Raw genomic sequence first — 25,791 nt, 5'->3', positions numbered from 1 at the left:
GCTCAAAAGTGGTGCGCGAAACATCCCGCATCAGGACGGCATCGTTGAACGCTTTTCGTAAATGCCTAGAAGTCAATCCATTGGGTCATTACCACTATGACAATGGGAAGAGCGACGCCTGCGAGAAGGGTTTGGCAAGCGATGATCCCAGCCATTAGTGGCGCATCTCCGCCCAACTGACGAGCCATGATGTAGGAGGATGAAGCGGTCGGCAGCGCCTGGAACAGGAGTGCTGCAATGGCAGCTTTCCCTTCAAGCCTGAACAGATGACAAGCTCCAAGCGTGACGAGCGGCATGACTAAGAACTTCACCAGAGACGAATAGCCGACCGGGCGTAGCCATTGCTTAATGCTCCCGAACTCAAGCGCGGCACCCACGCAGAGTAAACCGAGCGGCAGTGACGCTTGACCCAAGGCTTTGAGCATCGGCTCGATACCAACTGGTAGCCCCCAGCCCAAGACCTGGATCAACCCGCCGGCGAAGCAAGCGAGTACAAGTGGGTTCAGTGCCAACTGCTTGAGCACTTTGCTAAATGTCATTCTGCCGCTAGATCCGAACCTTGCGAAAACAAGTACGCACAGGATGTTAACTGTAGGCACTATCGCAGCGTTCGCGACGGCTGCCAGCGCTACGCCTTGCACACCAAACAAACCCGCAGCGGCAGAAACGCCAACGTAATTGTTGAAGCGTATGCCACCCTGAAAAACTGACGTGAATGTCGCATTGTCCCGAGTGATCAACGCTCTTGCTCCCAATAGCATTAGCGACACAACTACAGTCGACAATATAAGCACCGAGACCATGCTTTGAATGGGCACTCCATCAAGCTTGGCGGTCGCCAGTCCGTGAAAGAAAAGAGAAGGAAGCAATACGTAATATGCCAAGCGCTCTGCCTGCGCCCAGAAGGTATCCGCTAGAAATTGACGATGCTTGAGCCATGCGCCCAGCGCGATCAAAAAAGCGATGGGTAACAAGGCAATCAACAAAGAAAGGGTCATGCGCCCGCCTTGATTTTTTGCACCAAACGTTCACAGCCCGCGGTCAGGATGGGCTCATCGGTAGCAAAGGAAAGCCTGAGATGTCCTGGCATCCCAAAAGCGCTACCTGGAACAGTTGCTATGCCCGCCTCAAGTAGCTTGAGCGCGAAGGCCTGATCATCATTGATCGTTTTGATCCTAGGAATAAGATAAAACGCGCCTTCTGGGCATGCGACATCAATAGCTTCGCAGGCCCGCAGGATTTGGAGCGCGGCATCACGTCGCTGTCGATAAATTGCATTTCGCTCGCCCACCAACGCTTGAGGCCCAGTCAATGCGGAAACCGCCGCCAACTGGCTCAGGGTGCTGGTCTGAGTACAGTTCTGTGATTGAACCGAGCTGATCGTCGTGATCAATGACGTTGGCCCACACCCCCACCCCACTCGCCAGCCGGTCATTGCGTAAACTTTAGATACGCCATCCACGATCAGGATACGGTCTCTCAAATCAGGCGCCACCGTCGCCAACGTTTGGTAGGGATCATCCGTGTAACGAATTTCTGAATAGATGTCATCTGATAGCACCATCACCCCTGGATATCGACGCAGCACTTCGGCGATGGCCAACAGTTGCTCACGTGAGTAGAGCGCTCCTGACGGGTTGCCCGGCGCATTCAAGACGATCCACTTGGGCGACGTTGCCCGGCTAAGCGCTGCATCCAAATGCTCTGCAGTGAGGCGAAAACCCTGTTCTCTTGTAGTCGAAACAATCAGCGGTCGCGCGCCGCACATCTTGATCATGGCGGGATAACTCGCCCAATAGGGCGCGGGCACGATCACCTCGTCGCCACTTTTGAGGGTCGCTTGAAAAGCGTTGTAGATGATTTGTTTGGCGCCACAGCCGACGGCCACTTGATCATCGGCGTAATCGAGGTTTCGAATTTCTTTCATGCGCATTCGGATCGCGCGACGAAGTGGTTCAATACCGTTAGACGGTGAGTAGGTCAGGCGACCGCTGAGCGCAGCGTGCGCAGCTTCAAGAACGTGTGGCGGCGCGTTGAAGTCTGGCTCGCCCAATGTCAGGTCGATGACATCCCTACCCTGCGCTCGCATCAACGCCGCTCGCTTTGCCATGATCAGGATAGGAGACTGCAGGATATTGTCTGCGGTAGGTGGAGTGCTCATGTCGCCCTCAAGAATGCGTCTGGATGGGCACCACGATAAGAAGTCGGACTCTAAAATAAAAACGATTTAAAATTCAGCAAACAACAACTATCACTCATGGGTCGGTGTGCGGAGAATAAGCTTTCACGGCGTTCGCCAGGGCTGAAGCCAATCGCCTAAGCGGACGCTCTTCGCGCTCCAGTAATACAACGCGCCTGGTTTTTTGAGGCGTGCCGAACGGCTCAAAGGCGAGTGTGGTCAGGCTTTCGACTTGTTGCTGAGCGAGAGGAATGATGGATACTCCAAGTCCGCTTGAAACCATCTGGATAATCGCATCTTGGCTATCAAGCTCCATGCTGGTCTGCACCCGCATCCGCATAGTGCGAAGCTCCCGCTCAATGGTTCGACCCGCCCAGGCACGACGATCAAAGCGAATAAACGGCTGACTTTTGAGAAGACGCTGCAAGTCCTCATGCGCGAGTGACACAGGCGCGATGATCCAGAAACCTTCCTCGTAAAGCACCGTGCTCACCAGGCCATAAGGGTGTGGTTTCACCGGCTCTGTGGTGATCGCAACATCTAGTTCGCCCGCTTCTACGCGCGTGGCCAACTCAGCAGACATGCCCGACGCAACAGTGATGCGCAGGTGCGGATGCAGGGCGCGCAATGCAGACAGTGCGAGGGGCAAAACGCCTGCCAGTGCTGTTTGGATGGCGCCGATTCTAAGCCTGCCCCGTAACTCGCTGTCGCCGCCAAGCTCAGAGGAGATGCCGTCATACAAGGCTAGAATTTCTCTCGCGCGCTCCACGGCGATATGGCCCGCATCCGTCAGTACCGGCAACCGTCGTGAACGGTCAAACAGGAGCGCGTTGAAATCCTCCTCCAATGACCGAACATGAAGGCTGACCGCTGACTGGGTGAGATGAACGGCGTCCGCTGCTCTGACGAAAGAACCGTGTTGGGCAATAGCAAGCAGTGTTCGAAGTGCGCGTAGAGACATAGCCATCATCCAACAAGTTGATGAGCGAGCTTACCAGTTGGTGCAGGCGTCTTGTTTGGACGCAGAGATCTTCCCTGCGATCCAATATGACCTGTGGCGAAATAGCGCACCCAGGAAAAATTTACTTCACTCTTTAAAGCGGGCTAAATAGCTGCCCCTTCGCGGCGATTTCATTTATGAGCTCGTTGAAACGTCTCCGTCCCTGGATTGCCTGTCTGGCTGTCCTGCTCAATCTGTTCGCCATGCCGATGAGTCGTGCGATACAGGCACCAGACGTGCGCCTGATGCTTTGGGGTGGTTTTTGTTCAGGTGGGAACTTGAGCGCCCTTCCTGCAGACCTCGGCAAAGTAATTGATGCCCTGCAGCTGCCGCAATCGAAACCTGTCATGCAGCACGGCGACTGCTGTTGTGGTCATGCGGGACTTGCAGCGTTACCGTCCAACTACTACCGGCACTACCTACCGCCGTACACCCCCAATACCGCCCTCGAAAATCCTGAGTTGCCCACGCTACATCCGAGAGTTCGTTGGCCAAGCCTAAGTCCACGCGCATCCCCTTTCGCCTGATCACAACACCGCTGACCTCATGCGGTGCTGCTCTCTTTAAATCCTTCTAGCGGCCTGCGATGGACGCTGAACGCCCTTAAAGTTTCTTGATCATCAGGAAGTGCGTGCTATGCCTGCTTCAACCACTTTGCGCCCTGCAAAGGCATTGTCTGTGTCCCGCCCCCTTTGGCCCCTGCTTTCTATAGGCGTGCTCGCGTTGAGCCCGCTGTCAGTGGCATTAGCTGAAGCCAGCAGAATCGAAAATTCAACCCTGACCCTAGGTGCGGTTAGCATTCAGGGCTCGGCAAGCGGCCCTTTGAGTACCAGCAACGTTCTCAGCTCGGTGGATATTCTCGGAGGAGACATCCTCGAAAAAATGCCAGTAAATTACAGCTGGGAACTGTTCAGTCGCGCACCGGGTGTCATGCTCACCGAATTCAACCAAGGCACGACCTCAGGGAAAATTTCCTTCCGTGGCTTTAACGGTGAAGGCGAAGTGAATGCCGTAAAGCTTTTGATCGACGGCATTCCGAGCAACAGCAACGACGGCAATATGCCGTTCATGGACATGATTTTCCCCATGGAGCTGGACAGCATTGAGGTGGTGCGTGGCACCAGCGATGCGCGTTATGGTCTGAACAACATTGCCGGCAACGTCAACATGTTCACCCGCACAGGTGGCGACTACAACAAGGCGCGGCTGCGTTATGGAAGCTTCAATACCCAAGAAGCACAGCTGGCCAAGGGAATTGAGAGCAGCAACTGGACTCAGAATTACTTTTTCGCCTACCAAAAATCTGATGGCTACCGGGATCATGCCGAAGCCGACAAGTTTTCAATGTCTGGCAAATGGTTCTACACGCCGGACGATGACAGCTACCGTATCGGCCTTATTGCTCGTCACTACGAAACTGAAGCTCAGGAGCCAGGTTATCTAAGAGAAGACGATGCACGTCATCACCCGGAAATGACCAACAGCTTCAACGCTACTGACAAGGGTACGCGTCGCATGAACCAAGTCAGTCTGCATTTTGATACAGACCTGGCTGATAACCTCGCTTGGTCAGCGAAGACCTACGTCAACACCTTCGATGACAGGCGTTGGACGCAATACTGGAGCACCAGCGCTCAACAGGAACGCGACGCTTACGAGACGCAATATGGCGCGCTAACCTCCGTGACCTGGCGACCGCAAGTCAGCTGGCTTTACGACTTCGCCTTGGAAGGAGGCGCAGACGTACAGCAGCAGAAAAATAAAAGTGAGCGCTATCGCACTAGAGACCGCACACGTCTAGCTACCACCCGCGACCAACAGTTCGACTTCGACACCTATGGCGCTTATGTCCAGGCAGAGATCAAACCTTTCGAGTCTCTGAAGATCGTACCCGCCTACAGGGTCGACAAGATCCAGGGCGACTTCACTAATGAAATGACCGGCACAGATTACGACATCAACGACTACGGGCTGATCAAGCAGCCGAAGATCAGCGTTGTCTATTCTCCCTGGGACGTTGCCAGCTTCTATGCGAACTGGGGACGTACCTTTCAAGTGGGCACCGGGGCGGCGGCTTACAAGATACCTCCCCGGGATACCGATCTGGCACCCTCGATCAACGAGGGCTGGGAAACCGGAATCAAGTTCACGCCGGATGACTGGGTAGACGGGCGCGTTGCTTATTGGCAGCAAGAGGCCTCGGGGGAAGTTAGTCGAAGGCTGAACGACCCAAGCGGCGAATCCGATAATGTTGGTGAAACACGGCGCTGGGGTTACGACTTGCAGATGAACCTGTATCCGAACGAACGCACCAATATCTGGATGGCCTACTCTTGGCAATATTCGAAAATACTCCAGCCGAGTGCCACGTTGCCTAACAGCAAAGGTCAGGAAATCGACCACATCCCGCATCACCTCTACAACGCGGGAATCAGCTACGACGCGACACCAGCATTACATCTGACGGCCTGGATGAACGGCCAGACCAATTACTACCTAGAACGGGAAAATAAAAAAGGGACGTATGGCGGTTACGTGCTGATGAACCTCGGCGCAACATACAAAGTGACACGATCAGTTAGTGTCGACCTACAGCTGAAAAACCTTACAAATCGTTATTATGAATATGTTTGGTATGACCCGGACGGTGCCCAGGCATCCCTACATTCCCCGGGTGATGGCCGTGCGCTTTACACAGGAGTGACTTTGGACTTCTGAGGAGGAATTCTGTTGAGGCCTATTAGGCCTCAACAGCTCCAGGGAATGCGCGCCTTCCTCACCGCAATCCGATTAACTAAGAGAAAGCTGGTTGGTAACTAATCGCCTGAGAAATCTATATGTATTAGGCTCATTCACTGTCGCATTCGAATACAATCTTACGCGATCTAGAAGCCAACAGCTTAATCAGTTCTTGCAGTTGACATGATCGAAAATGAGCATGCATAGATTGTTCGTCGCGCCAAAAAAATTCAATAATCCAACTATTCGATTCGGCGACCTTCCTCAATTCACATCCTGCAACACCTGAAGAACCACTCTCCAACAGCCCAAGAATATTACAAATCTTATCTGAAAATTCATCATCCATGTTCACTTCGAACCCCATAGCGCTCTTCATAAGCCCCGACATAAAACCAATCTCCAAATCGAAAAAATAATTAGGCCGTGCGAATTGCCAATACATGGCACAAGGATGTTCAAGTGCTACTAAATTTATCCCTAGGTGAGATTGGGCTATGCTGCAGCGTTCTAGGTTAAAGTTACGATAGACGAAAATAAGTTAAAAACATGACAAAAAATTGATGATTTCTGCCAAAATCACCAGAACCCACAAGGTGCTCTCCCGGAAGGTGTAACACAAATGCTTGTAAGATCTGTTCAGTTCATGACTTATCCCGAAGTTAGCCTTCTCGACTTAGCAGGCCCTTTGGATGTTTTTATTGCGGCTAACCACTTTGCAGACCCGGATCATCCCCCCTACTCCTTATCGATCCTTTCTTTAAGTAGAACCACTGAGATCTTCTCTAATTTCTCATTAAACGCTGCGGTTTTGGGAGCGGAAACACCGGGAGCGCACACGCTGATCGTCCCAGGCGGGCCTGGCATCCACAAATTTTGTGATCATCCAAAGTTTTTTACACATTTTGTAAGGCATGCTGAAAATGCAAAGCGTCTAGTTTCCGTTTGTACGGGGGTATTTGCGCTAGCGAGAGCTGGAAAACTAAACGGGCGACACGTTACTACTCATTGGTCTGCCTATGACAAATTGGAAACAGACTTTCCATTTGTAAACGTAAGGCGTGGCCCTATATTCATTAATGACGGGGACTTATGGACTTCAGCGGGTGTTACTTCCGGGATCGATTTGGCGTTATCAATGGTTGAAGCTGACTTGGGGCATTCTGCTGCACTCGAAGTAGCACGACATCTGGTTGTTTTTTTAAAACGGCCAGGCGATCAAGATCAGTTCAGCTCATCTTTGACGTTACAGTCAAAAAGCAGTCAATTCTCAGACCTTCACGCTTGGCTAAATAGCAATCTTAATAGCGATTTATCGATATCTTCACTAGCAAATTTTATGAACATGAGTGAAAGAACTTTTGCACGTAAATATAGTGAAGTCACAGGTTGCACGCCGAGTAAAATGGTCGAGCAGATTCGCCTAGAAACGGCTTGCCACTTACTTGTGACGTCAAACTCGCCACTCAAAGCAATCGCCAATAAGTGTGGGCTAGGTGACGAGTCAACGTTTATTCGTAACTTTACAAAAAAATACTCCGTCACGCCCAAGGAATATCGAGAGCGGTTTAAGTCGCTTCTCTGAAAGGTTTTTCACATTAAGCGGCGGACTGAATACTATAATAACTTAGTATTTATATATTAAGCGTAATATCGAGCTTGATTCTTGGAAAAACACCTAGTTCGCTTTTTTTTCTTCCAATTTTTTTTCACGGAAAAACATTCGCCGATACTCAGAAGGCGACGTGCCGAGGTGCACAGCGAACTGCTGCCTCAACGATAAAGGCGTTCCAAATCCTGCCTCACCGGCTACACATTCGATAGGCAGGTCAGTCGTTTCTAACAGCTCCTGCGCTCTGACAACGCGTTGAGCATTCAACCACTTTGAGACGGTACTGCCAGTCGATTCCCTGAATCGACGAGTGAAGGTACGCCTACTCATTTTCGCCATGTCCGCCATTACGTCGAGCGACAGATCACTGGCCAAATTCATACGAGCCCATGCCAGCACATCAGACAAGTGAGTCTCGCTGGATAGCTGCGGCACAGGATGCTCAACGTATTGAGCTTGGCCGCCCTGCCTGTGCGGCGGTGTCACCAGCATTTTTGCGGTGCGATTCGCTACATCGGCGCCGAGCCGCTGCCGTACCAAGTGAAGGCAACAATCTATTGCCGCAACGGTTCCTGCAGAGGTAATGATGTTGCCATCACTGACATAGAGCACTTCAGGCCTGAAACGAACTTCTGGGAACCGTCGCCCAAACTCGTCTCTGACTGCCCAGTGAGTGGTTGCTTCTTTGCCATCAAGAAGCCCGGCATCGCCGAGCACGAATGCTCCCAGACATAGCCCGACGATGAGCTTTTCCTGGAAATTTGCACGTTGTAAGGCTTGCACAAGCTTTGCAGACGCTGCGACCGAATGATCACCCCACGCCGGAATGACAATTACGTCGGATGCCTCCATCAGTTCCAGGCCATGATCGACCGCTAAGCCTATGCCCTGGTCGCTTATCACCATTCCCGGAGCCTCTGCACAGTAACTGACCTCGTAATGAGGTTCACCGGGTGCAGATTGAGCTGTTCCAAGCACCATTCCAGGGACGGAAAGATGAAACAGGCTGACTCCGTCAAAAGCCAGAACAGCAACGCGTGTGGATTGCATCAGTCAGCCTCACATTCGAGAACAGCGCAGGTTTTATGGCCCGATTATATCGCAATCTGTCATTCAGGCCACTGTTGAGTCCCAGAGTATTGGGCAAGAATGGAGTCACTGATGCAATAACAGGATTAACGAGATGAACTTTAAAACACTTCCAATCGCCCTTGGCCTTGCCTGCACTGCCGCAACCTCATCGGCATTTGCGAGCTCCGAGACTCTCAATTCCCCGGACGCGGCCCATAAAGTCGACTTGCAGCAAGTTCGGAACGCAACGGTAAAAATCTCCTACGGCGGCACGACCTTTCTGATCGACCCGATGCTGTCCAAAAAGGGTACCTACCCAGGATTTGAAAATACCTACCGTAGTGACCTGCGCAATCCCTTGGTTGATCTGACTGAGTCGCCCGAAAAAGTGATCTCTGGTGTAGACGCTGTCATCGTCACTCATACGCATCTTGACCACTGGGACGATGCCGCACAAAAAGCACTGCCGAAAGACATCCCTCTGTTCACGCAGCATGAGGACGATGCGAAGTTGATTCGCTCCCAAGGCTTCAAGAATGTGCGCGTACTGACTGACGAAGCTAAATTCGGCGGCGTCAAAATCACCAAGACCGGTGGTCAGCATGGCACCGACGAAATGTATGCAGTACCCGCTTTAGCGAAGCCTCTTGGCGAAGCAATGGGCGTTGTTTTTCAAGCTCCAGGCTACAAGACCCTTTACCTGGCCGGTGACACTGTCTGGCGTAAAGAGGTCGACCAGACCATTGAGAAATATCATCCCGAAGTCATCGTACTGAATGCCGGGAAAGCAATGATGACCGGCTATAAGGGATCGATCATCATGGGCGAGGAAGACGTTTTACGCGCCTCAAAGGCTGCGAAGGACGCGAAAATCGTCGCAGTGCACATGGACGCAATTAACCACATGTCCCTGACTCGTGAAGAGCTGCGCACATACGTCAAAAAGCAAGGTATCGAGAGCCGGGTCGATATTCCGGAAGATGGCGCTTCACTGGAGTTCTGACTCAAACCTTTTGGGTTCGGAATAAGGCAGGTGCTATACCTGCCGATCTGAGCCTTCGCCACCCATTCCCTAAGCTCGGATAAATTGACCGGAGATCGTTCATGAAACGTGGCCTTGTAGTAGTTGATCTGCAAAACGAATACCTACCCACTGGCAAGCTACCTTTGACCGGGATCGACACCGCTGTCGAGAATGCTATCCGAGTGATCAGCCACGCCCGTGATACGGGATTTCCTGTTTTCCACATACGGCATGAGTCCGCTGAAGGCGCTCCGATCTTTGCAAAGGGATCCACAGGTGCGGAAATTCAACCAGATGTAGCTCCCCAAGGTAATGAACCTGTAATCGTAAAAAAACACATCAACGCCTTCAGAGAAACTGATCTAAAGCAGCAGCTGGATGGCTCAGGCGTACAGGAAATCGTGGTCATAGGCGCGATGAGCCACATGTGCATAGACGCCGTAGTACGTGCGGCAGCGGATATGGGTTATCCGGTTACTGTGCTGCACGATGCCTGCGCGACCCTGGATCTCAAATTTGGTGGTGTAAACGTTCCAGCCGCTCATGCACATGCAACGATGATGGCAGCCTTTGAGTTCGGCTACGCCACTGTCAAATCGGTGGACGAGTACCTGTCGGCCTAACCGCGCGACGACTTGACTTTGCGGGGCCCCATGGGGCCCTTGCCTTCATCATCAACGCACTAGCAATTTGATGGCGCCGGCAACGAGTTAAGCATTCATCGCCTCAGATTCAGACGGACTATACCTTGTCAGGATCGTCCCGCTTGTGCGCTAGCCGACTATACCGATCTCTTTGAACACTCCAGCCTTGGAACGCAATAACTCCTCAATGTAGGTATCGCGAGCCCTTTCGAAACGAAATGTAGGGATTGGCATTGAGATTGCAAAACGGCCTAACACTGTATCCAGCGCGACAGCTGTCGTGGTGATGCCCTCGATGAGTTCACCGTGATCGCTTGAAATCCCGATTTTGCGAATATTGTCCAACTGTTTCAGCAGCGTCAGCAATACCGCCGTCTCCTGCTTCGTAGCGATTTCAGCTGCAAACAGAGCCTTAAGTCCTCATTTTTGTCTAGAGCCAAGAGCGCCCGTCCAGCAGATGTCCCATACAACGGGGTATCCAACTGGCCAAGACGTGGCACCACCTGTAACTCACGATCAGCAACAACACGGTCTTCAACGATCAGTTGGATGCCGGCAGGCCTCGAAAATACAACCGTCTCTTGAACCACCTCGCTCAGCTTATGCAGCCAAGGGCGAACGACAGTCATGCGGTCGACATGGGCATTCGCGACAAGCCTTAACAAACCCGCCCCGAGACTGATTCCTCCGGCTCCTTCACTCCGAATCATTACCTGCTCTTCCAGCGCTCCTACGATGCGCTGCACCGTTGAGCGAGGCAGATCTACCGCCTGGGCTCACTTGTTTTCCTGAGCGCTATCGGGGTATGGACTCTGTCAGGAGAACAAGCCGCACTCATCATGATGATCGTGCTACCTGTCTTGCTCTCCCAGGCATTCTCCTCACACCCAGTGCCACGCGTGGCAACCGCCAAGTTACTGGGGGAGCCTTGATCGCCATCCCTGTCGCTATCCTGTTTGTACTCAGTTCGCTTGCGCAGGGTTCGGGCGATTTCGAGATGTTGATCCTGGTGCTTTCTGCGCCTCTTTTTCTGGGGCTGATGAGCATGACGTCACCGACACTCGCCCCCTACGGGCTTGGTTTCTGCCTCACCTTGGCTGTGCTTGTTCAGCCGAGCAACTACATGACATTTGCAGTCGATCAATGCCTGTCCACGGGACTGGGAATCGCAGCGGGCCTCGGCTTGCTGTACGCAGGGTTTGATCTGTTAGGGCCGCCCAAGGCCACATGGCTGCAGCGACGAATTATCAGAGCACTTAATTCCGACTTGGGAAAAATGCGGAAAAAGCGATTGTCAGCCAACTGGCTTACACAACGTGCGGCTGAGCGTCTGGCCTTTCTCGCTGCATACGAGCCGCCATCGCCGGTCGGTAGGAAGCTGACACAGCGTGGGCTTAATGTATTTGAGTCTGGCCACCGCATGACCGTGAACTCAATCAAGCAGCACCAAGCATCAAATTCCACGCTCCAATAATGAATTTAAAGGTATACAAAAATGCACAACCATCAGGCTGATGCTAACTTCATGCGAGATCTCCAAGAGGCTGCCCCCGAAATGGTCGCGGCATTTTTCAACTTTGACAAAGCTGTATTCAACAAGGATGTCGGTAGCCTGAATTTAGCCACGCGGGAATTAATCGCTGTTGGCGTAGCAGTGACTACACAGTGTTCTTCTTGCATTACCGACCATGCGAAGCGAGCCATCAGCGCGGGGGCGTCGAAGCAAGATGTAGCCGAGGCGATCATGTTAGCGACAGCGCTTCGAGCGGGTGGAGGGATTACACATGGATGGCAAGCGATGAAAGCAGCCCATCAAAGTGATGAGTCACGACGCTAAAGCAGTATTCGTCTGGGTACGTTTCAAAAAAACGCTATCGGATCGAAGCTGCGCGTCGCGGCAATCCGATCTTTGCACAGAAATAAAACGTGATGTGGACTTGCTTGGCGTGCCCGACCCTTCGAGTCTGGAAAAACATATGTGAGGCATTCAATCAGTCCATTAATGCAAGTTAGAGTTTACCAAACGAGGTCATTCTCATCTAATCACTTCACTCGAAAGTAATGGGTGCCAAACACACGGTGGGCACGCATAAGTATAGCACGGGATGTCTCCCACCCGACTTTATCGCCTTTTAGCAAACAATTTCGGTCGCTCCGGGTAAATCGGTATGAATATTTTACCGTGAGCAGGATGAAGGCACACGAGCGGAAAGAATGTCGGGGTATGGAAAAAGACTTATCTCCTACCGATCTGAGAGAACGAACGTCGGCAAGCGTCGATCTCAAAGCTCAGCTCTTCGATCAGCGACGAAAGTGCGGAACTGGACGCAAGGATATCACCACGGACAGCGGTAACAAGAAGATCCACACGACCAGAACAAGGTTCGTAAAGTTTGATAGTAAGGGTGCCATCTGCGCTCAATGTACAATCGCACGAAAGTGGTCGAAAAGCCGACTCGAGAGCCTTTCGCAACTGAAGCGCAGAAATTCCTGCTAGTATTTTTGACACCCGGAGACGCCCTATCAGAGGGTCTACTAAACTCAACCTATAATAGATTGCTTTCAGTCACATTTAGAAGCAAACATGCTCACCGCCTCAACCGCATCGCTTGTTCCCCTTTGGATTTGGGATATAACCTCTCCCGCTTGATCAGCCAGCATCACGCCGCGCTGTGCACGTTCGCGCGTAGAAACCATGCTCGCCACCGCGTCGCGTGTCTCAGTAAGAATTCTACCGATCATTTCTGCAATTTCCGCTGTAGAGCGGCTTGTACGTCCCGCCAGCTGTCTGACTTCATCCGCCACTACCGCAAATCCACGACCTTGGTCACCGGCACGTGCTGCCTCGATTGCAGCATTCAGCGCAAGTAGGTTGGTCTGTTCAGCGATACCCCGTATAGTGTTGACGATAGCCGTTATTTGCTCCGATCTATCCCCCAACTCTCCAACCAATCGCGCAGATATTCCAATGCTCTCAGCTATTGAGCGCATCTCAATCGCTGTCTCGTGAATGACCTGCGCTCCTTGTTTTGCAACTCGCTCAGTTTCAGCGGAAATATGGTACGCACGTGATGCACCTTGGGCATCTTCGCCAATTTTCTCAATGCGAGCGGTAATGTCGCTAGCAAATTTTATAATCTTGATTAACTTCCCATCACGATCGTAAACAGGATTATAACTTGCCTCCAGCCAGACCGTTTTGCCGCTCTTGGCTATTCTTTTGAATTGGCCGCTAAAAAAATCGCCCGCATTCAGGCGTCGCCAAAAATCAATGTATCCTTCTGTGCGAGTCAACTCCGGCTCACAAAACAAACTATGATGCTTCCCTTTTAATCCGGACACATCATAACCCACAACATTTAAAAAGTTCTGATTTGCACATATTATATTTCCACATGTGTCAAATTCAATAATTGCCATCGCCCTGTCAATCGCATTCAATTTCGCGCGCAATTCTGAATCTCGAGCGACTTGCTCCGTTACATCAAAGGCGAATTTTATTATTTTTTCGACTTTCCCAGATGCGCCCAACAGTGGGCTATAAGTGGCTTCAATCCAAATAACTTCACCAATCTTCGTAATCCGAGGAAAGGTGCCAGACAATGACTCTCCTAACTGCAGCCTCTGCCAAAAAGAAGGATATTCAGGGCTTCGGCCAAAGCTCGCCAGGCAAAAGTCTTTGTGCGTTTTGCACAAAATCTCGTCAGCATGATAACCAAACAAGCGCAAAAAATTATTATTCGCACTTGCCACATTTCCCTCTGCATTAAATTCAATGATAGCCGTTGACCGATCAAGAGCCACAAACAATTCGTTAAGCTCGCTGCTTTTAGCTTCCAAATCGGATAGTTTTCTTTTCAGTGCTTTATTAAACATGATCAGCCCTTAGTAAATGATAACGAAATGAATAGTTATTGCGCAAAACCTAATGGATAACTCTCTACCCCTCAAGCTCAATCCACACCTAAATATCAACTAGCCATTGGGCTAAAAATAGAGGGCTACCGTCAACTCGCGACCAGGATAAATATGACTTTTTATAAACACCAGCAACAAGCAAAAATAATTCTGCGCTTTTCTTTAGTATTGCGCTTTTCTTTGATTATCAATTCAAATGCAATAAAAACGGAATTGAATGCAGGGCGGGGCAAAAGCTATAATAGAATTTTCTGTGACCACGAATGAATGATGGATATCTACGGCGCTAACAAACTACATTTTCATGACATAGGGGATGCGTCAGAGCACTTCCAAAGCTACGATAATTTCATGTCGATAACTCCGGGTTTGAACGGGACGCTAGACTATGAAAAAAGGATTTGTGTTATGGGCACGTCATTCGTAAGTCTTTCTTATAGCCAGTCTGGATGGGGATATAGAACGTCGAACGAACTGGATGGTTTCTCTATTACAGTTCCACATTCTGGCTTTATGCAATGGCGCAACCATAATGGAATACACAGGGTCGAGCGAGGAGCTCTCGTAATCGCTGACCAGAGAGAAATATTTCTCGCGAATTATGCCGAGGGAATAAACTACACAACGATATATATTTCCAACGCTGACATGGCAAAACAACTTACCTTGATCTTAGGCTACTCCCCTAAATCGAGAATTTTTTTCGACCAAAGAACAAGCGAACGATGGCAGATTAATTCTATCCAAAGACTCGTAGAAACCATTTTAGATTTTTCGGAAAAATCACCAATATTTGTAAAAAGAGTTGCTGACAGCCTAAAAGAAAGCTTGATAGGTTTTTTTCTCTGCAACTTTCGTAACAATTACACTTTGAGTATCCTGGGCCCCAAAAGATCCATCACGCTTACGCCTCACTTAATCAACATGGCTGCAGAATACATGGTATCCAGTGTAGACCCACACTTAACCGTGTGCGAAGTCGCCACCCATGCAGGCCTTAGCGTTCGCTCTCTGCAAATGGGGTTTAAGAAATTTAAGAACACTACGCCTATCGTCTTTTTGCGAGAGCAGAGACTGGAAAAAGCGAGGCGTATGTTAAACATGGAGGATAACTCCCTCACTCCAAAAGAAATTGCATACGCGTGTGGCTTCACCAATTATCAATCCTTTTGCAAATACTACAGTCTTAAATATTTCATTCATCCTTCGTTCATAGGACAGCCCTCTCTTCGTAAGAAATCGTGACACACACGGGTTTATTAGGTGCGAGCAAGTTGAGAGAGGTGATTGGTGGCGGCTGGAAGATCAGCGAGCACGCAGCGGCGGCTCCTGGGCTTTGCTGCGGGCTCACCTAGGGTACCGCGCCTGGTACGCGCATTCCAATAAAGCAGCTCTTAAAGTATTTTCAAATGCACCAATATCAAACTTTAAACTTTTGAACGAGATGGTTCAAGTTAACCGCTAGCCGACTGAGTTCATTGCTGGCCTTAATTGTTTGATTTGCACCCTCGCTGCTTTGGATCGCTAAAGATCTAATGCTCAACAAGCTCCTGTCAACGTCTCTAGCGACGTGTGCTTGTTGCTCCGATGCGACTGCGATCTGTAGGTTACGCTCGTTGATTTGAAGAACGGAATCCGTGATCTGCCGCAATGATTGACCCGCCCCCTCAGCTGTCCTTTTAGTATTATAAACTTCTTCAGTGCTTCGACGTATTGAATCGACTGTTGTTGAGGATCCACTCTGAATTGCTGTTATCATTTTCTCTATTTCCAAGGTGGAAATTTGAGTTCGATGCGCGAGCGCTCTCACTTCATCAGCAACAACAGCGAACCCCCTCCCTTGTTCGCCTGCGCGTGCGGCTTCAATTGCGGCGTTTAAAGCCAACAGGTTGGTTTGCTCCGCTATACTTCTGATTACGCCTACGACTTGGCTTATATCTTCCGCCTGTCCCGCCAATTCTGTCACCTGAGAGGCGGAGCTTTCCACGAGCTCTGTCAAAGTCTCTACGGCAGACAAAGTTTCGGAAACACGGAGATTACCGAGCTTAGCCGCCTCACTAGACTCCTGGGCTGCTTGGGAGGTAGAGGTTGCGTTACGAGCAACTTCTTCAACTGCGGAAGTCATTTCTGTTACAGCAGTGGCAGCTTGTTCAATTTCGCTATTCTGTTGCTGAAGATGCCGATCCGCAGCCTCAGTTATGGAGGTCATTTCGACTGCAGCTGAACTCAGCTGGATGGACGCTTCAGAAATTTCTAAAACTGTGTCCTGGAGATTCTTAGACATAAGATTGAGGGCAACCATTAGCCTAGAAACCTCATCTGTGCCCGTAATTTCAAGACGCCGCGTAAGATCCCCCGACGCAATTTCCTCAGCAAGCCTGAGCGAGTCCCCCACAGGCTTTACTATACTGCGCGTCAATGCTATAGCTAAAACAATAGTAAGCAAAAGAGAAACGACAACAATAGTAACAAGTACATTCACGCTTTCATTATAAACAACGTCCGCCTCGACCCCCAAAGCTTTTGCTTGTTCGGCATTGAACTGCCTAATAACATTAAGTTTTTCCTGAAATGAGCTGGCATTATCCGCTTGGGTAGAATTAGCAAATATCAAGGCCTGCTCATGCTCAGACAAGTCAAGCTTTGACAATTGCGCAAGCCCTGCAATATAAATCTTCATTGCTTGATCTGCAGCCTCGAATTGCTCCCGATCCTTCTCACCAGCCATGAGGTTCTTACGATAGTAATCGCTACGCTCTTCTAATATTTGCACCGAATGTTGGACTTTAGCTTCGGCGGCGCTTTTCCCCGCCACATTTGTTGAGTTAGCAAGCATCCTGATGCTTTCTAGCCGGGCGTTAAGCAAGGAGATTTGGATATCATCGATAGTCTGCGTACTCGGCAAAGCATTTTCTGCTAACTGTTGTCCGGCGGCCCTTAAGTGAGATAGCTGCACGTAAGCGAAAACACCTAAGAAAATGAGAATGGCAGTGATACTTCCGAAACATAAAGTAGCTTTAGTTGAAATACCTAAATTCTTGAAATTCATAGCGACTCCGACAGTCGTCTTTCATCACAAGCTAGCTAGCCTGGACAAGTATTTTAATAGAAATAATGCATATTATTGCGCTAGGCAATAACCTTAACTAATTTTACTGCGATACGGAAGTAGCTCGCATGCTAGTGCGCTTCGTCACGATTCGTCGACAAGACTAATTTCCGCATTAAATAATTCATCATCAAGCTTCTTCAAGGTTCGGACACTTTTAATCAACACTTTCTTATAGTCACGAAATGCCTCCCAAAGCGGATCATCCGGGTCATCCGGAATCTCCATTTCGAGATTGGCTGTAAGTGAATTGAGATAACTAAGGCTTTCGCCGATGTTACGCTTAATAGACGTTTTCAATGCTTCAAGTGAAAAATTCAGTTTCTTCAACTCTCTAGCAAGCATATAGGAAGGCAACGAGGTAGTTTTATTGGTATCACTTACGTCGAGTTGCGCAGCTTTTTCCACCTCAAGATTAGCGAGCAAAAAGGTATGCTCAAGCGCCCGCACTGAAAAAACAATCCCACCTACATCTTCTACCATCTGCATGGTAAGTTCTTCGCATTTTTGTGTTGCTTCTATATATTTTTTTAATTTAGGCATTATAGGAAACCAGCAGAGTTCGTTGACTATCATGAAATTATTATTTTCTTGTCTTCCATGACGACGAGCGCGCTGAAGCTGAACCAAAATTTTATGGCTAACTATCCCTCGCTTTGAAGATGTATTTACGCGCAATTCAGATCATATGCGTGTCTAAAACCGATAACACTGTTAAAAGAATCCGTTTTTGCAATCTAACGTTGGCTCAAGGAAGGTGGCGATGTGATCATAATACGCTATCATTTCGTCCGAAAAAAATGACAACAGCTTGACGATTCACGCCAAAAATGGATTCATGCGCACTACATAGGTGCGCAGGAATCCGCTGAATGCTAACTAAAACGATTCAGTTCATCGCTTTTGCCCAAGCTAATTTGATCGACCTGGCCGGCCCTCTAGAAGTATTTTCAACAGCCAACTATTTTTCAGATCCGAAAGCTCCGCCCTACCATCTATCGATGGTTTCGCTTGATAGCGTAGCCGCTTTGCTTCCTGATACCTATATCCACACCGCCCTTCTAGATGAGAGCTCACTAGCCCCACATACGCTAATCGTTCCTGGTGGGTTAGGCATATACGAATTCTGTAAACATCCCCAATTTAGCGCTGTATTTAAGGCTCACGTTGAGAAAGTGACGCGTCTGGTCTCCGTTTGTACAGGAGTGTTTGGACTAGGCGCAGCCGGAGCGCTCTCAGGCTGCAAAGTTACAACCCACTGGTCTGCGTATGATGAACTTGAGAAAACTCATCCAGATGTTTTACTTCGTCGTGGGCCTATATTTGTCAACGATGGACGCATTTGGACGTCAGCTGGTGTCACCTCAGGTATTGACTTAGCCTTAGCACTTGTTGAAGCTGATTTAGGGCACGCTTTAGCTTTGAAAGTCGCGAAGCACTTAGTCGTATTCTTAAAGAGGCCTGGTGACCAGAGTCAGTTTAGCTCTAGCTTAGATTTGCAAACCAGAAGTTGCACTTTTTCTGATCTGCATGCATGGGTAAATGAAAACCTTGTAGAAGACTTGTCTATCGCGGCGCTTGCCAAGCGAATGCATATGAGCGAGCGTACCTTCATAAGAAGGTACAGGACAACAACAGGGCAGACCCCGAGCAAGATGGTCGAAAAACTAAGAGTTGATGCCGTACGTCACTTGCTGGTGAGCACCGAGTGCCCTCTCAAGGAAATCGCACACTTGACGGGACTGGGACATGAGGCAAGTTTGATAAGGAAATTTTGGAAGTTTTTTGGCGTAACTCCAAGTGAGTATCGCCAAAGATTTAAGTCAACCATATGAATGTACGGTCTGACCATCAGACTGCTGATATTACTCGTCAACGAGCGTTATAGCTGATCCCGCACAGTAAAATTGTGAGCAAGAAGGCCCCATAAGGGCCTCCTTGCAGAAGGTGATTACTTGCTCAGCCAAGACTCAACTGTCGCGGCGCCGTGCTTGGATTTCCAATCTTTAAGCGTTTTGTGGTTACCACCCTTGGTTTCGACGACTTCACCAGTGTGAGGGTTTTTATAAACCTTCAACTGGCGAGGCTTGCGACTGCCCACTTTGGACTCGGCTACTGGAGCCCGTTGACCGGCTTGCGGATCAAGCAGGTTGATCACGTCCTTGAGGCTGTAGCCGTATTTTGCGAGCAAATCGCGCAGCTTCGTTTCGAATTCGATTTCTTTCTTGAGGCCTGCATCCCCCTTGAGGGCTTCGAGAGCTTGGAGCTGTTCGGCGAGGTGTTTTTCTAGCTGGCGGAATTCTGCGAGTTTGGACATGACAGGTCTCGATTAGATAGGTAACTAAGAGTGTATTGCAGATCCGTAATTTATACTTAGATTGTAGCGGCGTCAAAAATTAAACTGGTGATAGTTATAAGTAAGCTTTAATACGGAATAGTTCGTAGATATCGGATATCCCCCGATTCGGCTGAGTTCGCCACCCCCGCCATTATCGCCCGATCGAGGTTCAATTCAGTCATCGAAATCCGAGGCTAGAGAAATTGGGTCAATCGGATTTGGGCCATGGTTCCGGAAGTTACCTACATCCTTGCCCACCCTGCACCAGTGAAAGAAGGTAGCTGGTCGGGAGTGCTACATCGCTGACTCGCGAGCCCGTCAGCTGAGGTGTCGGCATCGATCCGTGCACAAGCGTGCTCAGGCGATAAGACCAATGGCTTGCGATCCTGGATATCGACCATGTCTTTGCCACTCGCAGCGTTAATGATGACGAAGCCATCACGATCATCAGGTTCTAAACCCTCCTGTAAGTAACGGCCCAACGAACGAGCATTTAAACAGAGCCGCAAGCACACATTATTCCCAAGTTTTGATCTCAGAATCGTGACACCGAAGACAGCCACGCCAGGAAAAGGTAAAGCAAAACACCTAAAAAGAAAGGCAAAAAACCCACTAGCGTTCGCGCCTAGGAAGGCTGGGCCGACGCAGCTTTTTTTTGTTCTCAAATAATAGATCTCCGTTTTTGAAAATCGATTTCGATGGTGGCCTTTTGAAATTTGTGTAAATTTATTCCCGGTCAGCTCTGAAACTGTACAGCCGCACCAAAGGCCGGATGCAATGATCTTGGGAAAGCGTGTACACCAGACATTCAGTAAGGAAGCTATCGATGAAGCTGTGCAGTCTGCGGGTGAACAATTTCCAATCCTTTGGGCCTGAAGGGGAAGAGGTTACTTTTGAAGATGTGACCTATTTACTAGGCCCTAACGGGGCAGGCAAAACAACAACGCTTCAAGGCCTCTGTCGGATGTTCGCATTTGAATCAAATCTGCGACGTATCCGCCGCTCTGACTTCCACGTCCCGGCATCTGAGGAAAATCCACCAGAGCAAAGGGAGCTTTCGCTCGAGGCCGATTTCAGCTTTGAAGAAACACAGGACGATGAGGACGCAGATACCGTTCCAGAGTTTTTCAATCAGATGGCCTTACGCACCTTCGACGATGTGCCACGAGTACGCTTTCGTTTAGAAGCGACGATGTACGAGGACGGTGAAATCGAAGAGCGTTTTCTGTTTGTGACAAAGACAGACGATGCAGGCAAACCTACATCAACCGCATCAGTCCCGAAGAGACATCGAGATAAAATCCACCTTCATTACCTTCCCGCACGCCGCGATCCATCTGACCACGTGGCGTATGGCGCCACGGCCCTTCTTGGTAGGCTACTGCGGGCAGCCAACTGGAATGACGATCGCGAAACCGTTGCAGGATTGACGGAGCAAATTACCGAGTGCCTTACGGGCAATAAGTCTGTGCAAGCGTTGAGCGATAGCCTGAGCACTGCTTGGCAAAAGTTGCACAGGGGCGACTTCTTTGCTTCCCCGCGATTGACGTTTCAAAACTCCGAAATAGAGTCTTTGCTCAGGCATTTGTCTGTTTCGTTCAGCCCAGGTCATGGTGAAAATCAGGTGGATTTTGTACGTCTGAGCGATGGACAAAAATCCATGCTGTATCTGTCTCTTGTGTTCTCGGCACTAGCGATTGGGAGGGAAGTCAGATCAGGCAAAAACACCTCATTTGACCCCCACAAACTCAAGCCACCAGCGTTCACGATCCTTGCGGTAGAAGAGCCTGAGAATAGTCTCTCACCTCATTATCTGGGCCGTATCGTTAACTCTCTGAAATCCTCTGTAGGTCTTGATGCTCAAGCATTGATCGCAACGCAAGCGCCGTCGATGCTGCGTCGAGTAGAGCCGGAGCACATCCGATACCTTCGACTTAACAGCAATCGACAAACCCAAGTCACGAAGATCTTGCTGCCCCCCAAACGCAGTGATGCTTACAAATTTGTGAGAGAGGCTGTTCAGGCGTTTCCTGAGGTGTATTTCGCAAGACTGGTCGTTTTGGGTGAAGGTGACAGCGAGGAAATCGTCCTTCCGAGGATTCTTCAGGCTAAGGGGGCTCCTGTTGACGAATTTGCGGTAGCCATCGCTCCACTAGGGGGGAGGCACGTGAACCACTTCTGGAAACTTTTATCGGCAATCGGTACTCCCTACATCACCCTTCTAGATCTCGATACTGGACGCCATCAGGGTGGGTGGGGTCGTATAAGTTACATTCGAGATCAATTCGATGCGCATGCACCTCACCTCAACCTTCCACATGATTGGATTCGGCATGCTTGGGATGATCCCGAGCGACCTATAAAGTCCCATCACTTTTTCAACAACTGCAAAGTTAGTTTGTTCGCAGAACTCGAAAAGCGCGATGTATTTTACTCTGCACCCTTGGACTTAGATTTTGCGATGCTAGCCGCCTTTCCTGAGGCATACAGAGCAGAAGCATTTCCAGCTACTGCAAAAAGCCTTACATCAGTGCTCGGCGAAAACCATTTCAACCCCGGGCAATACGACGAGGTAGAGCAGAGTTGGTTCGCTGCTTACCACAAACTATTCAAACTGAGTAGCAAACCAGCTGCACACCTGGATGCGCTCGGACGACTTACCGACGAGCAGCTCCTAGCCTCTCTTCCCGAAGCCCTCGACCGATTGGCCGACAGAGTGATTGCAAAGCTGGAGGAGTCGCCTGAATGATCAATCCAGATCGGTGGACTCCCTCCCCAGGGATTCTCCTGGAGAAAAGTGCTTGGGAGGTCATTCGGGAATGCGAAAGATCAGTCGTACTGACTGCTGGGCCTGGCGCCGGTAAAACTGAAGTTCTCGCTCAACGTGCCGACTTCCTCCTGCGCACCAACAGCTGCCGATACCCTAAAAGAATCCTCGCTGTATCTTTCAAAACAGACGCGAGTCGGAACCTCAAGCAACGGATACAAATGCGTTGCGGAGTAGAGCATGCTTCACGCTTCGATAGCGTGACTTTTCACGGTTTTGCAAAGCGAATTATCGATAAATTTCGGCCTATATTGGTGGACGAAGCGCTAGACCAAGATTACGTAATCGGGCCCGAGTACGTCCCCGGAAAACAAGTAACGTTCAAGCAGCTCTTACCTTTTGCCTTGAGAATTTCGAGGGACAGTGAGGTCGCCCTCAATGCTATACGCACAACCTATTCCCACGTGTTTCTCGATGAGTTTCAAGATTGCACTGGCGACCAATACGAACTCATCAGGCTCTTATTTCACGATACCTCGATAATTCTAACCGCCGTTGGTGATACCAAGCAAACAATCATGGGTTGGGCGGGGGCATTGGATGAAATATTCAAAACCTACGCTGATGATTTCGCTGCCCGCCCTCTTCGACTATTTCTGAACTTCCGCTCTCAACCTCGCTTGCTGCGCATGCAGAACGATGTGATCCGAGAGATTGAAGCTGCCGCTGTGATGCCTGACGATCTCGTAGATGGTAACGGCGGTAACATACTCACCGGTCACTTCCGAAACTCCGCTGAAGAGGCTGAGGCTCTCGCAGAAATCATTCAGCATTGGATAGTTGAGGAGCGCATTCCACCTAGCGAAATCGCGATCCTGATGCCTCGCCAAATAGAGGAATATGCTGAAGCGTTGATGGAGCAACTTTCGCGAAAAAGCATACCGTTTCGCAATGATCACGAGCTACAAGATCTGCTTAAGGAACCTGCAGTAGGACTCGTGGTTGACTACCTAAGCTGCCTATACGAGCCCGGGCAGTCCGAGGCATGGTCGAGGTTGATGTCGCAGCTTGCGCCGTTTGAAGACGACAACAGTAAAGGCAGCGCGCCCCAGATATTCGAAGAATTATTTCGGTCTCACAAAAGACAAGTCGTCGCCGACAGCAAGACTCACACTCCATATGTTTCCTGGTGGAAGCTTGTTTTGGAGCTGTTAAAGGGACTGAGCGCATCCGACTTAGCGGCCTTCTCGCCCGACTACCAATCGCGCCAACGTCTAACCGAGGTCGTACACGACGTCCGAGATCGTATCCGAGCCCAGCTTACCGAAGAGCCGAATCTACTCAAGGTATTGGCGGGATTGTCCGATAGCGACTCTGTCAGGCTCCTGACAATGCACAAGAGCAAAGGATTAGAGTTTCACTCTGTAATCCTCCTTGGAGTTGAAACACAGGCCTTCTGGGGCAAGCTTGCAGAAGAACGATGTGTTTTCTTCGTAGGCGTTTCTAGGGCGAAGCAGAGGCTCGTGCTGACTACCTCTGAGCTACGCCCTCGACCCAAGAGCTCAAAGAAGCGATGGGACGAGCGAAGAACTCAGCACGGCGAGTTCGTCAGCCACGTTGCTAGGCATCAAACCTGCTCGCTGCATGCGTGGAAAGGCTAAAACCCTTGGGGGGAGCTATACCGTAATGAATCACTTAAAGTTCTGCAGGCGAGATGCTCACCTTTTCGTCATAGGCTAGGAGGCACTTGATGTTTTCACCGTTCAACATGGAAGATCTGGCAGCAGGGGCGGTCGAGGCATTCAAACTGCTGGGAGATGCTCGTGCAATTGCCGTTTTGGTATCAGGCGAATGCACAGCTGAGTTGATCAACACCGATTTCGGTGTCAATTATTGGCAGCTCATGGTGGCACTTCCAATCCCCCTGTACTACGCCATGACAGATGTAGAACGCGAAGCTACCGGTAAAGCGATTTATGACGTAGTGACCCCGTTCTACTCAACCCTTCATGACGAGGCCCTAAATGGGGTGACCATTGCCCCACGTATTGGGGAAGCCTCCGAAAATTGGCGAGAAGAAGCTATCCGATATGTGAAAGGTGAAGGTGTCACCAACCAGGGACGAGTGCGAAGCGACAATATTGCATCGAGGGAACATCAGGGGCTTCTATTTCGCTCTCAGGCTGAGGTCACTCTATTCACGGCAATGACACGAGCACAGCTCGCAGTCGCTCCGCTTCCAGTCTTCGTACGGATAGGCAAAGCCTACAATCGTCTCGAGCCCGATTTCGTAGTGGTGTTCAAAGGTCTGACTTTCATTATAGAGGTCGACGGAGATACCTATCATCGCGAATCACCTGCCGATGCTGATAAGCGCTTGGTTCCTTTGACGTGGGAAGGCGTAGAGGTCAGAAGGATTCGAGCCTCCGAGCTATCAAGCGACAACGCCGCTAATGTTGTTGTGAAAGATCTGATAGATTTCATGACAAAAAGGAAAGCAGCTCGTTGACTCCACGTGGCGTGAAAGCCGGCAACCTACCTTCTCGCGCCCCAGCTGATAGACTTTCATCTCAGTACCGCGAGCGCGCCTCGCGCTTGAGGCCACAGGGATGAAACTCACTCAGCGATGGATTCGAAATCTTGGCAAACCGACGCGCAGCAAAAACACCAAAATCGTTCAAGCGGCCAATCCCATACGGTCGTCCAAAACGATGGTTCACGAAAGCGATCGCTGCCGTGGCATCGCTTGGACTTTTCAGTTTGGCGATAACCACAACCTACAATTTTTTGGTAGGGGACGTAACGTTATCGTTCGTCAAACCACATGGCCGCTATTACGACTTCGACCTGAAAAACGATAGTTCAGCAGATCAAATCGTTAAGCGTTTCAAAGTAGATTACCCACCGCAAAAGCCCATTGCACATGCCACTCGCCCGATTGTCGCAAAAGCTTCCGGCGCAGGGGGGTACGAGCTGCCAGGTGGCAACAGTGGCTGGATTCCAGTGACTGAGTTCGACGAACTGAATGGGTGGATTTTACCTGCTAATAAAGTCACCCCGTTTATCATGCCTCCGACTAACAGCAAAAACTACCTGCAGTTGGATGCGGCGGTGTTCGACATCACGTTCGAGACAGAGCCTGCAAACGCTACGTTAAAAGTCATTGATGACATTTTGAAAGCCCTCAAGCTGCGCAATCAAGTCACACAACAGAGATATTTGGTCATGGATAATCTTTGGATACCTACCCGCGCTCTCAGCGTCGCCGAGGCAGTGAGGCTTGCGTGTAGAGACGATGACTCGCTATCAGACCAATTGTGCCCTGCTCACGCAGGTGGTTGATCGATCCTTGCCTTGGCGGGTGGCCAACGAGCCTCACACCTACCGTTC

At 50.0% G+C, this 25,791-nt stretch carries 24 protein-coding genes and 1 pseudogene; 13 read left to right on the top strand and 12 right to left on the bottom strand.

Annotated elements, in window-relative coordinates; genetic code table 11:
- Window positions 1-65: 65 nt before the first annotated feature.
- The 3 genes from CIB54_RS16815 to CIB54_RS16805 all read right to left on the bottom strand — a co-directional run bounded on the left by CIB54_RS16815 (window position 66) and on the right by CIB54_RS16805 (window position 3,140).
- The gene (locus tag CIB54_RS16815; protein WP_101220337.1) at window positions 66-998 is read right to left on the bottom strand and encodes an AEC family transporter; all 933 of its coding nucleotides are present in this window, start codon (window positions 996-998) and stop codon (window positions 66-68) included.
- The gene (locus CIB54_RS16810) at window positions 995-2,161 is read right to left on the bottom strand and encodes a pyridoxal phosphate-dependent aminotransferase (protein ID WP_101220336.1); all 1,167 of its coding nucleotides are present in this window, start codon (window positions 2,159-2,161) and stop codon (window positions 995-997) included. The genes CIB54_RS16815 and CIB54_RS16810 overlap by 4 nt, the downstream gene beginning before the upstream one ends.
- A gap of 94 nt (window positions 2,162-2,255) precedes the next feature.
- On the bottom strand, window positions 2,256-3,140 hold the full coding sequence (locus CIB54_RS16805) for a LysR family transcriptional regulator (RefSeq protein ID WP_101220335.1): 885 nt from the start codon (window positions 3,138-3,140) through the stop codon (window positions 2,256-2,258).
- Window positions 3,141-3,316: 176 nt separating this feature from the next.
- Between CIB54_RS16805 and CIB54_RS16800 the strand changes: the two genes are divergently transcribed.
- The 3 genes from CIB54_RS16800 (at window position 3,317) to CIB54_RS16785 (ending at window position 7,503) form a co-directional block, all read left to right on the top strand.
- On the top strand, window positions 3,317-3,706 hold the full coding sequence (locus CIB54_RS16800; protein WP_101220334.1) for a DUF2946 domain-containing protein: 390 nt from the start codon (window positions 3,317-3,319) through the stop codon (window positions 3,704-3,706).
- Between the two features lie 109 nt (window positions 3,707-3,815).
- Window positions 3,816-5,897 carry a TonB-dependent receptor gene (locus CIB54_RS16795; protein ID WP_101220333.1) on the top strand — a complete coding sequence of 694 codons (2,082 nt, stop codon included), beginning with the start codon at window positions 3,816-3,818 and terminating at the stop codon, window positions 5,895-5,897.
- Window positions 5,898-6,564: 667 nt separating this feature from the next.
- Window positions 6,565-7,503: a GlxA family transcriptional regulator gene (locus CIB54_RS16785; protein ID WP_224793209.1), complete on the top strand. Its 939-nt coding sequence runs from the start codon at window positions 6,565-6,567 to the stop codon at window positions 7,501-7,503.
- A 93-nt stretch (window positions 7,504-7,596) separates the two neighbouring features.
- Here the strand turns inward: CIB54_RS16785 and CIB54_RS16780 are convergent, their stop codons facing one another.
- A complete protein-coding gene (locus CIB54_RS16780; protein ID WP_065945827.1) occupies window positions 7,597-8,580 on the bottom strand; it encodes a GlxA family transcriptional regulator in 984 nt (327 codons plus the stop codon).
- Between the two features lie 133 nt (window positions 8,581-8,713).
- Here CIB54_RS16780 and CIB54_RS16775 point away from each other — a divergent pair, with 133 nt between their 5' ends.
- Both CIB54_RS16775 and CIB54_RS16770 read left to right on the top strand, forming a co-directional pair.
- Entirely contained in the window at window positions 8,714-9,604 is an 891-nt protein-coding gene (locus tag CIB54_RS16775; RefSeq protein ID WP_065945826.1) for an MBL fold metallo-hydrolase, read from the top strand.
- 101 nt (window positions 9,605-9,705) lie between these two features.
- Window positions 9,706-10,248: a cysteine hydrolase family protein gene (locus tag CIB54_RS16770; RefSeq protein WP_065945825.1), complete on the top strand. Its 543-nt coding sequence runs from the start codon at window positions 9,706-9,708 to the stop codon at window positions 10,246-10,248.
- 150 nt (window positions 10,249-10,398) lie between these two features.
- Here CIB54_RS16770 and CIB54_RS16765 read toward each other — a convergent pair whose 3' ends face one another.
- Window positions 10,399-10,635, bottom strand: a complete 237-nt coding sequence (locus CIB54_RS16765; protein WP_157829727.1) for an IclR family transcriptional regulator domain-containing protein — start codon at window positions 10,633-10,635, stop codon at window positions 10,399-10,401.
- Window positions 10,629-10,898: an IclR family transcriptional regulator domain-containing protein gene (locus CIB54_RS27995; RefSeq protein ID WP_420094159.1), complete on the bottom strand. Its 270-nt coding sequence runs from the start codon at window positions 10,896-10,898 to the stop codon at window positions 10,629-10,631. Before CIB54_RS27995 ends, CIB54_RS16765 begins: the two co-directional genes overlap by 7 nt.
- Before the next feature lie 176 nt (window positions 10,899-11,074).
- Between CIB54_RS27995 and CIB54_RS16755 the strand changes: the two genes are divergently transcribed.
- Together CIB54_RS16755 and CIB54_RS16750 are read left to right on the top strand one after the other, a co-directional pair.
- The gene (locus CIB54_RS16755; RefSeq protein ID WP_083207114.1) at window positions 11,075-11,743 is read left to right on the top strand and encodes an FUSC family protein; all 669 of its coding nucleotides are present in this window, start codon (window positions 11,075-11,077) and stop codon (window positions 11,741-11,743) included.
- 21 nt (window positions 11,744-11,764) lie between these two features.
- Window positions 11,765-12,106: a carboxymuconolactone decarboxylase family protein gene (locus CIB54_RS16750; RefSeq protein WP_065945823.1), complete on the top strand. Its 342-nt coding sequence runs from the start codon at window positions 11,765-11,767 to the stop codon at window positions 12,104-12,106.
- 399 nt (window positions 12,107-12,505) lie between these two features.
- Here the strand turns inward: CIB54_RS16750 and CIB54_RS16745 are convergent, their stop codons facing one another.
- Complete coding sequence (locus CIB54_RS16745; protein ID WP_224265959.1) at window positions 12,506-12,778, bottom strand: DUF1652 domain-containing protein; 273 nt, start codon at window positions 12,776-12,778, stop codon at window positions 12,506-12,508.
- A 53-nt stretch (window positions 12,779-12,831) separates the two neighbouring features.
- Complete coding sequence (locus tag CIB54_RS16740) at window positions 12,832-14,145, bottom strand: methyl-accepting chemotaxis protein (RefSeq protein WP_065945822.1); 1,314 nt, start codon at window positions 14,143-14,145, stop codon at window positions 12,832-12,834.
- A 312-nt stretch (window positions 14,146-14,457) separates the two neighbouring features.
- Here CIB54_RS16740 and CIB54_RS16735 point away from each other — a divergent pair, with 312 nt between their 5' ends.
- The gene (locus tag CIB54_RS16735) at window positions 14,458-15,432 is read left to right on the top strand and encodes a helix-turn-helix domain-containing protein (RefSeq protein WP_101220332.1); all 975 of its coding nucleotides are present in this window, start codon (window positions 14,458-14,460) and stop codon (window positions 15,430-15,432) included.
- Between the two features lie 175 nt (window positions 15,433-15,607).
- Here the strand turns inward: CIB54_RS16735 and CIB54_RS27990 are convergent, their stop codons facing one another.
- The 3 genes and pseudogenes from CIB54_RS27990 to CIB54_RS16725 form a co-directional block, all read right to left on the bottom strand.
- Entirely contained in the window at window positions 15,608-16,396 is a 789-nt protein-coding gene (locus CIB54_RS27990) for a methyl-accepting chemotaxis protein (protein ID WP_371915019.1), read from the bottom strand.
- A gap of 66 nt (window positions 16,397-16,462) precedes the next feature.
- Window positions 16,463-17,236: pseudogene (locus tag CIB54_RS27985) on the bottom strand (MCP four helix bundle domain-containing protein); the annotation flags it as partial.
- 144 nt (window positions 17,237-17,380) lie between these two features.
- On the bottom strand, window positions 17,381-17,839 hold the full coding sequence (locus tag CIB54_RS16725; RefSeq protein WP_137201177.1) for a hypothetical protein: 459 nt from the start codon (window positions 17,837-17,839) through the stop codon (window positions 17,381-17,383).
- A gap of 329 nt (window positions 17,840-18,168) precedes the next feature.
- On the opposite strand from CIB54_RS16725, the gene CIB54_RS16720 reads away from it, so the two are divergent.
- A complete protein-coding gene (locus CIB54_RS16720) occupies window positions 18,169-19,131 on the top strand; it encodes a GlxA family transcriptional regulator (protein ID WP_012723703.1) in 963 nt (320 codons plus the stop codon).
- Between the two features lie 116 nt (window positions 19,132-19,247).
- Here the strand turns inward: CIB54_RS16720 and CIB54_RS16715 are convergent, their stop codons facing one another.
- On the bottom strand, window positions 19,248-19,613 hold the full coding sequence (locus tag CIB54_RS16715) for a histone-like nucleoid-structuring protein, MvaT/MvaU family (protein ID WP_012723702.1): 366 nt from the start codon (window positions 19,611-19,613) through the stop codon (window positions 19,248-19,250).
- Between the two features lie 847 nt (window positions 19,614-20,460).
- Between CIB54_RS16715 and CIB54_RS16710 the strand changes: the two genes are divergently transcribed.
- The 4 genes from CIB54_RS16710 (at window position 20,461) to CIB54_RS16695 (ending at window position 25,743) form a co-directional block, all read left to right on the top strand.
- A complete protein-coding gene (locus CIB54_RS16710; protein ID WP_101220331.1) occupies window positions 20,461-22,383 on the top strand; it encodes an ATP-dependent nuclease in 1,923 nt (640 codons plus the stop codon).
- A complete protein-coding gene (locus tag CIB54_RS16705; protein ID WP_101220330.1) occupies window positions 22,380-24,062 on the top strand; it encodes a UvrD-helicase domain-containing protein in 1,683 nt (560 codons plus the stop codon). Before CIB54_RS16710 ends, CIB54_RS16705 begins: the two co-directional genes overlap by 4 nt.
- Window positions 24,063-24,151: 89 nt before the next feature.
- Window positions 24,152-24,910, top strand: coding sequence for a hypothetical protein (locus CIB54_RS16700; protein WP_101220329.1), 759 nt, complete (start codon window positions 24,152-24,154; stop codon window positions 24,908-24,910).
- 131 nt (window positions 24,911-25,041) lie between these two features.
- Window positions 25,042-25,743: a hypothetical protein gene (locus CIB54_RS16695; protein ID WP_157829726.1), complete on the top strand. Its 702-nt coding sequence runs from the start codon at window positions 25,042-25,044 to the stop codon at window positions 25,741-25,743.
- The last annotated feature ends 48 nt before the right edge of the window (window positions 25,744-25,791 follow it).

The organism is Pseudomonas fluorescens, assembly GCF_002837185.1.
Lineage (GTDB): Bacteria > Pseudomonadota > Gammaproteobacteria > Pseudomonadales > Pseudomonadaceae > Aquipseudomonas > Aquipseudomonas fluorescens_AM.
The sequence above is the reverse complement of the archived record's forward strand: the minus strand, read 5'-3'. Positions and strand labels throughout refer to the sequence as shown.

Excerpts from the sequence above, each read along its gene's own strand:
- CIB54_RS16720 (WP_012723703.1), top strand. The coding sequence starts at position 18,169 with ATGCTAACTAAAACGATTCAGTTCATCGCTTTTGCCCAAGCTAATTTG.
- CIB54_RS16795 (WP_101220333.1), top strand. The coding sequence starts at position 3,816 with ATGCCTGCTTCAACCACTTTGCGCCCTGCAAAGGCATTGTCTGTGTCC.
- CIB54_RS16725 (WP_137201177.1), bottom strand. The coding sequence starts at position 17,839 with ATGCCTAAATTAAAAAAATATATAGAAGCAACACAAAAATGCGAAGAA.
- CIB54_RS16700 (WP_101220329.1), top strand. The coding sequence starts at position 24,152 with ATGTTTTCACCGTTCAACATGGAAGATCTGGCAGCAGGGGCGGTCGAG.
- CIB54_RS16735 (WP_101220332.1), top strand. The coding sequence starts at position 14,458 with ATGGATATCTACGGCGCTAACAAACTACATTTTCATGACATAGGGGAT.
- CIB54_RS27995 (WP_420094159.1), bottom strand. The coding sequence starts at position 10,898 with ATGACTGTCGTTCGCCCTTGGCTGCATAAGCTGAGCGAGGTGGTTCAA.
- CIB54_RS16800 (WP_101220334.1), top strand. The coding sequence starts at position 3,317 with ATGAGCTCGTTGAAACGTCTCCGTCCCTGGATTGCCTGTCTGGCTGTC.
- CIB54_RS16715 (WP_012723702.1), bottom strand. The coding sequence starts at position 19,613 with ATGTCCAAACTCGCAGAATTCCGCCAGCTAGAAAAACACCTCGCCGAA.
- CIB54_RS16750 (WP_065945823.1), top strand. The coding sequence starts at position 11,765 with ATGCACAACCATCAGGCTGATGCTAACTTCATGCGAGATCTCCAAGAG.
- CIB54_RS16815 (WP_101220337.1), bottom strand. The coding sequence starts at position 998 with ATGACCCTTTCTTTGTTGATTGCCTTGTTACCCATCGCTTTTTTGATC.
- CIB54_RS16810 (WP_101220336.1), bottom strand. The coding sequence starts at position 2,161 with ATGAGCACTCCACCTACCGCAGACAATATCCTGCAGTCTCCTATCCTG.
- CIB54_RS16710 (WP_101220331.1), top strand. The coding sequence starts at position 20,461 with ATGAAGCTGTGCAGTCTGCGGGTGAACAATTTCCAATCCTTTGGGCCT.
- CIB54_RS16740 (WP_065945822.1), bottom strand. The coding sequence starts at position 14,145 with ATGTTTAATAAAGCACTGAAAAGAAAACTATCCGATTTGGAAGCTAAA.
- CIB54_RS16775 (WP_065945826.1), top strand. The coding sequence starts at position 8,714 with ATGAACTTTAAAACACTTCCAATCGCCCTTGGCCTTGCCTGCACTGCC.
- CIB54_RS27990 (WP_371915019.1), bottom strand. The coding sequence starts at position 16,396 with ATGACCTCCATAACTGAGGCTGCGGATCGGCATCTTCAGCAACAGAAT.
- CIB54_RS16770 (WP_065945825.1), top strand. The coding sequence starts at position 9,706 with ATGAAACGTGGCCTTGTAGTAGTTGATCTGCAAAACGAATACCTACCC.
- CIB54_RS16805 (WP_101220335.1), bottom strand. The coding sequence starts at position 3,140 with ATGTCTCTACGCGCACTTCGAACACTGCTTGCTATTGCCCAACACGGT.
- CIB54_RS16755 (WP_083207114.1), top strand. The coding sequence starts at position 11,075 with ATGGACTCTGTCAGGAGAACAAGCCGCACTCATCATGATGATCGTGCT.
- CIB54_RS16780 (WP_065945827.1), bottom strand. The coding sequence starts at position 8,580 with ATGCAATCCACACGCGTTGCTGTTCTGGCTTTTGACGGAGTCAGCCTG.
- CIB54_RS16705 (WP_101220330.1), top strand. The coding sequence starts at position 22,380 with ATGATCAATCCAGATCGGTGGACTCCCTCCCCAGGGATTCTCCTGGAG.
- CIB54_RS16785 (WP_224793209.1), top strand. The coding sequence starts at position 6,565 with ATGACTTATCCCGAAGTTAGCCTTCTCGACTTAGCAGGCCCTTTGGAT.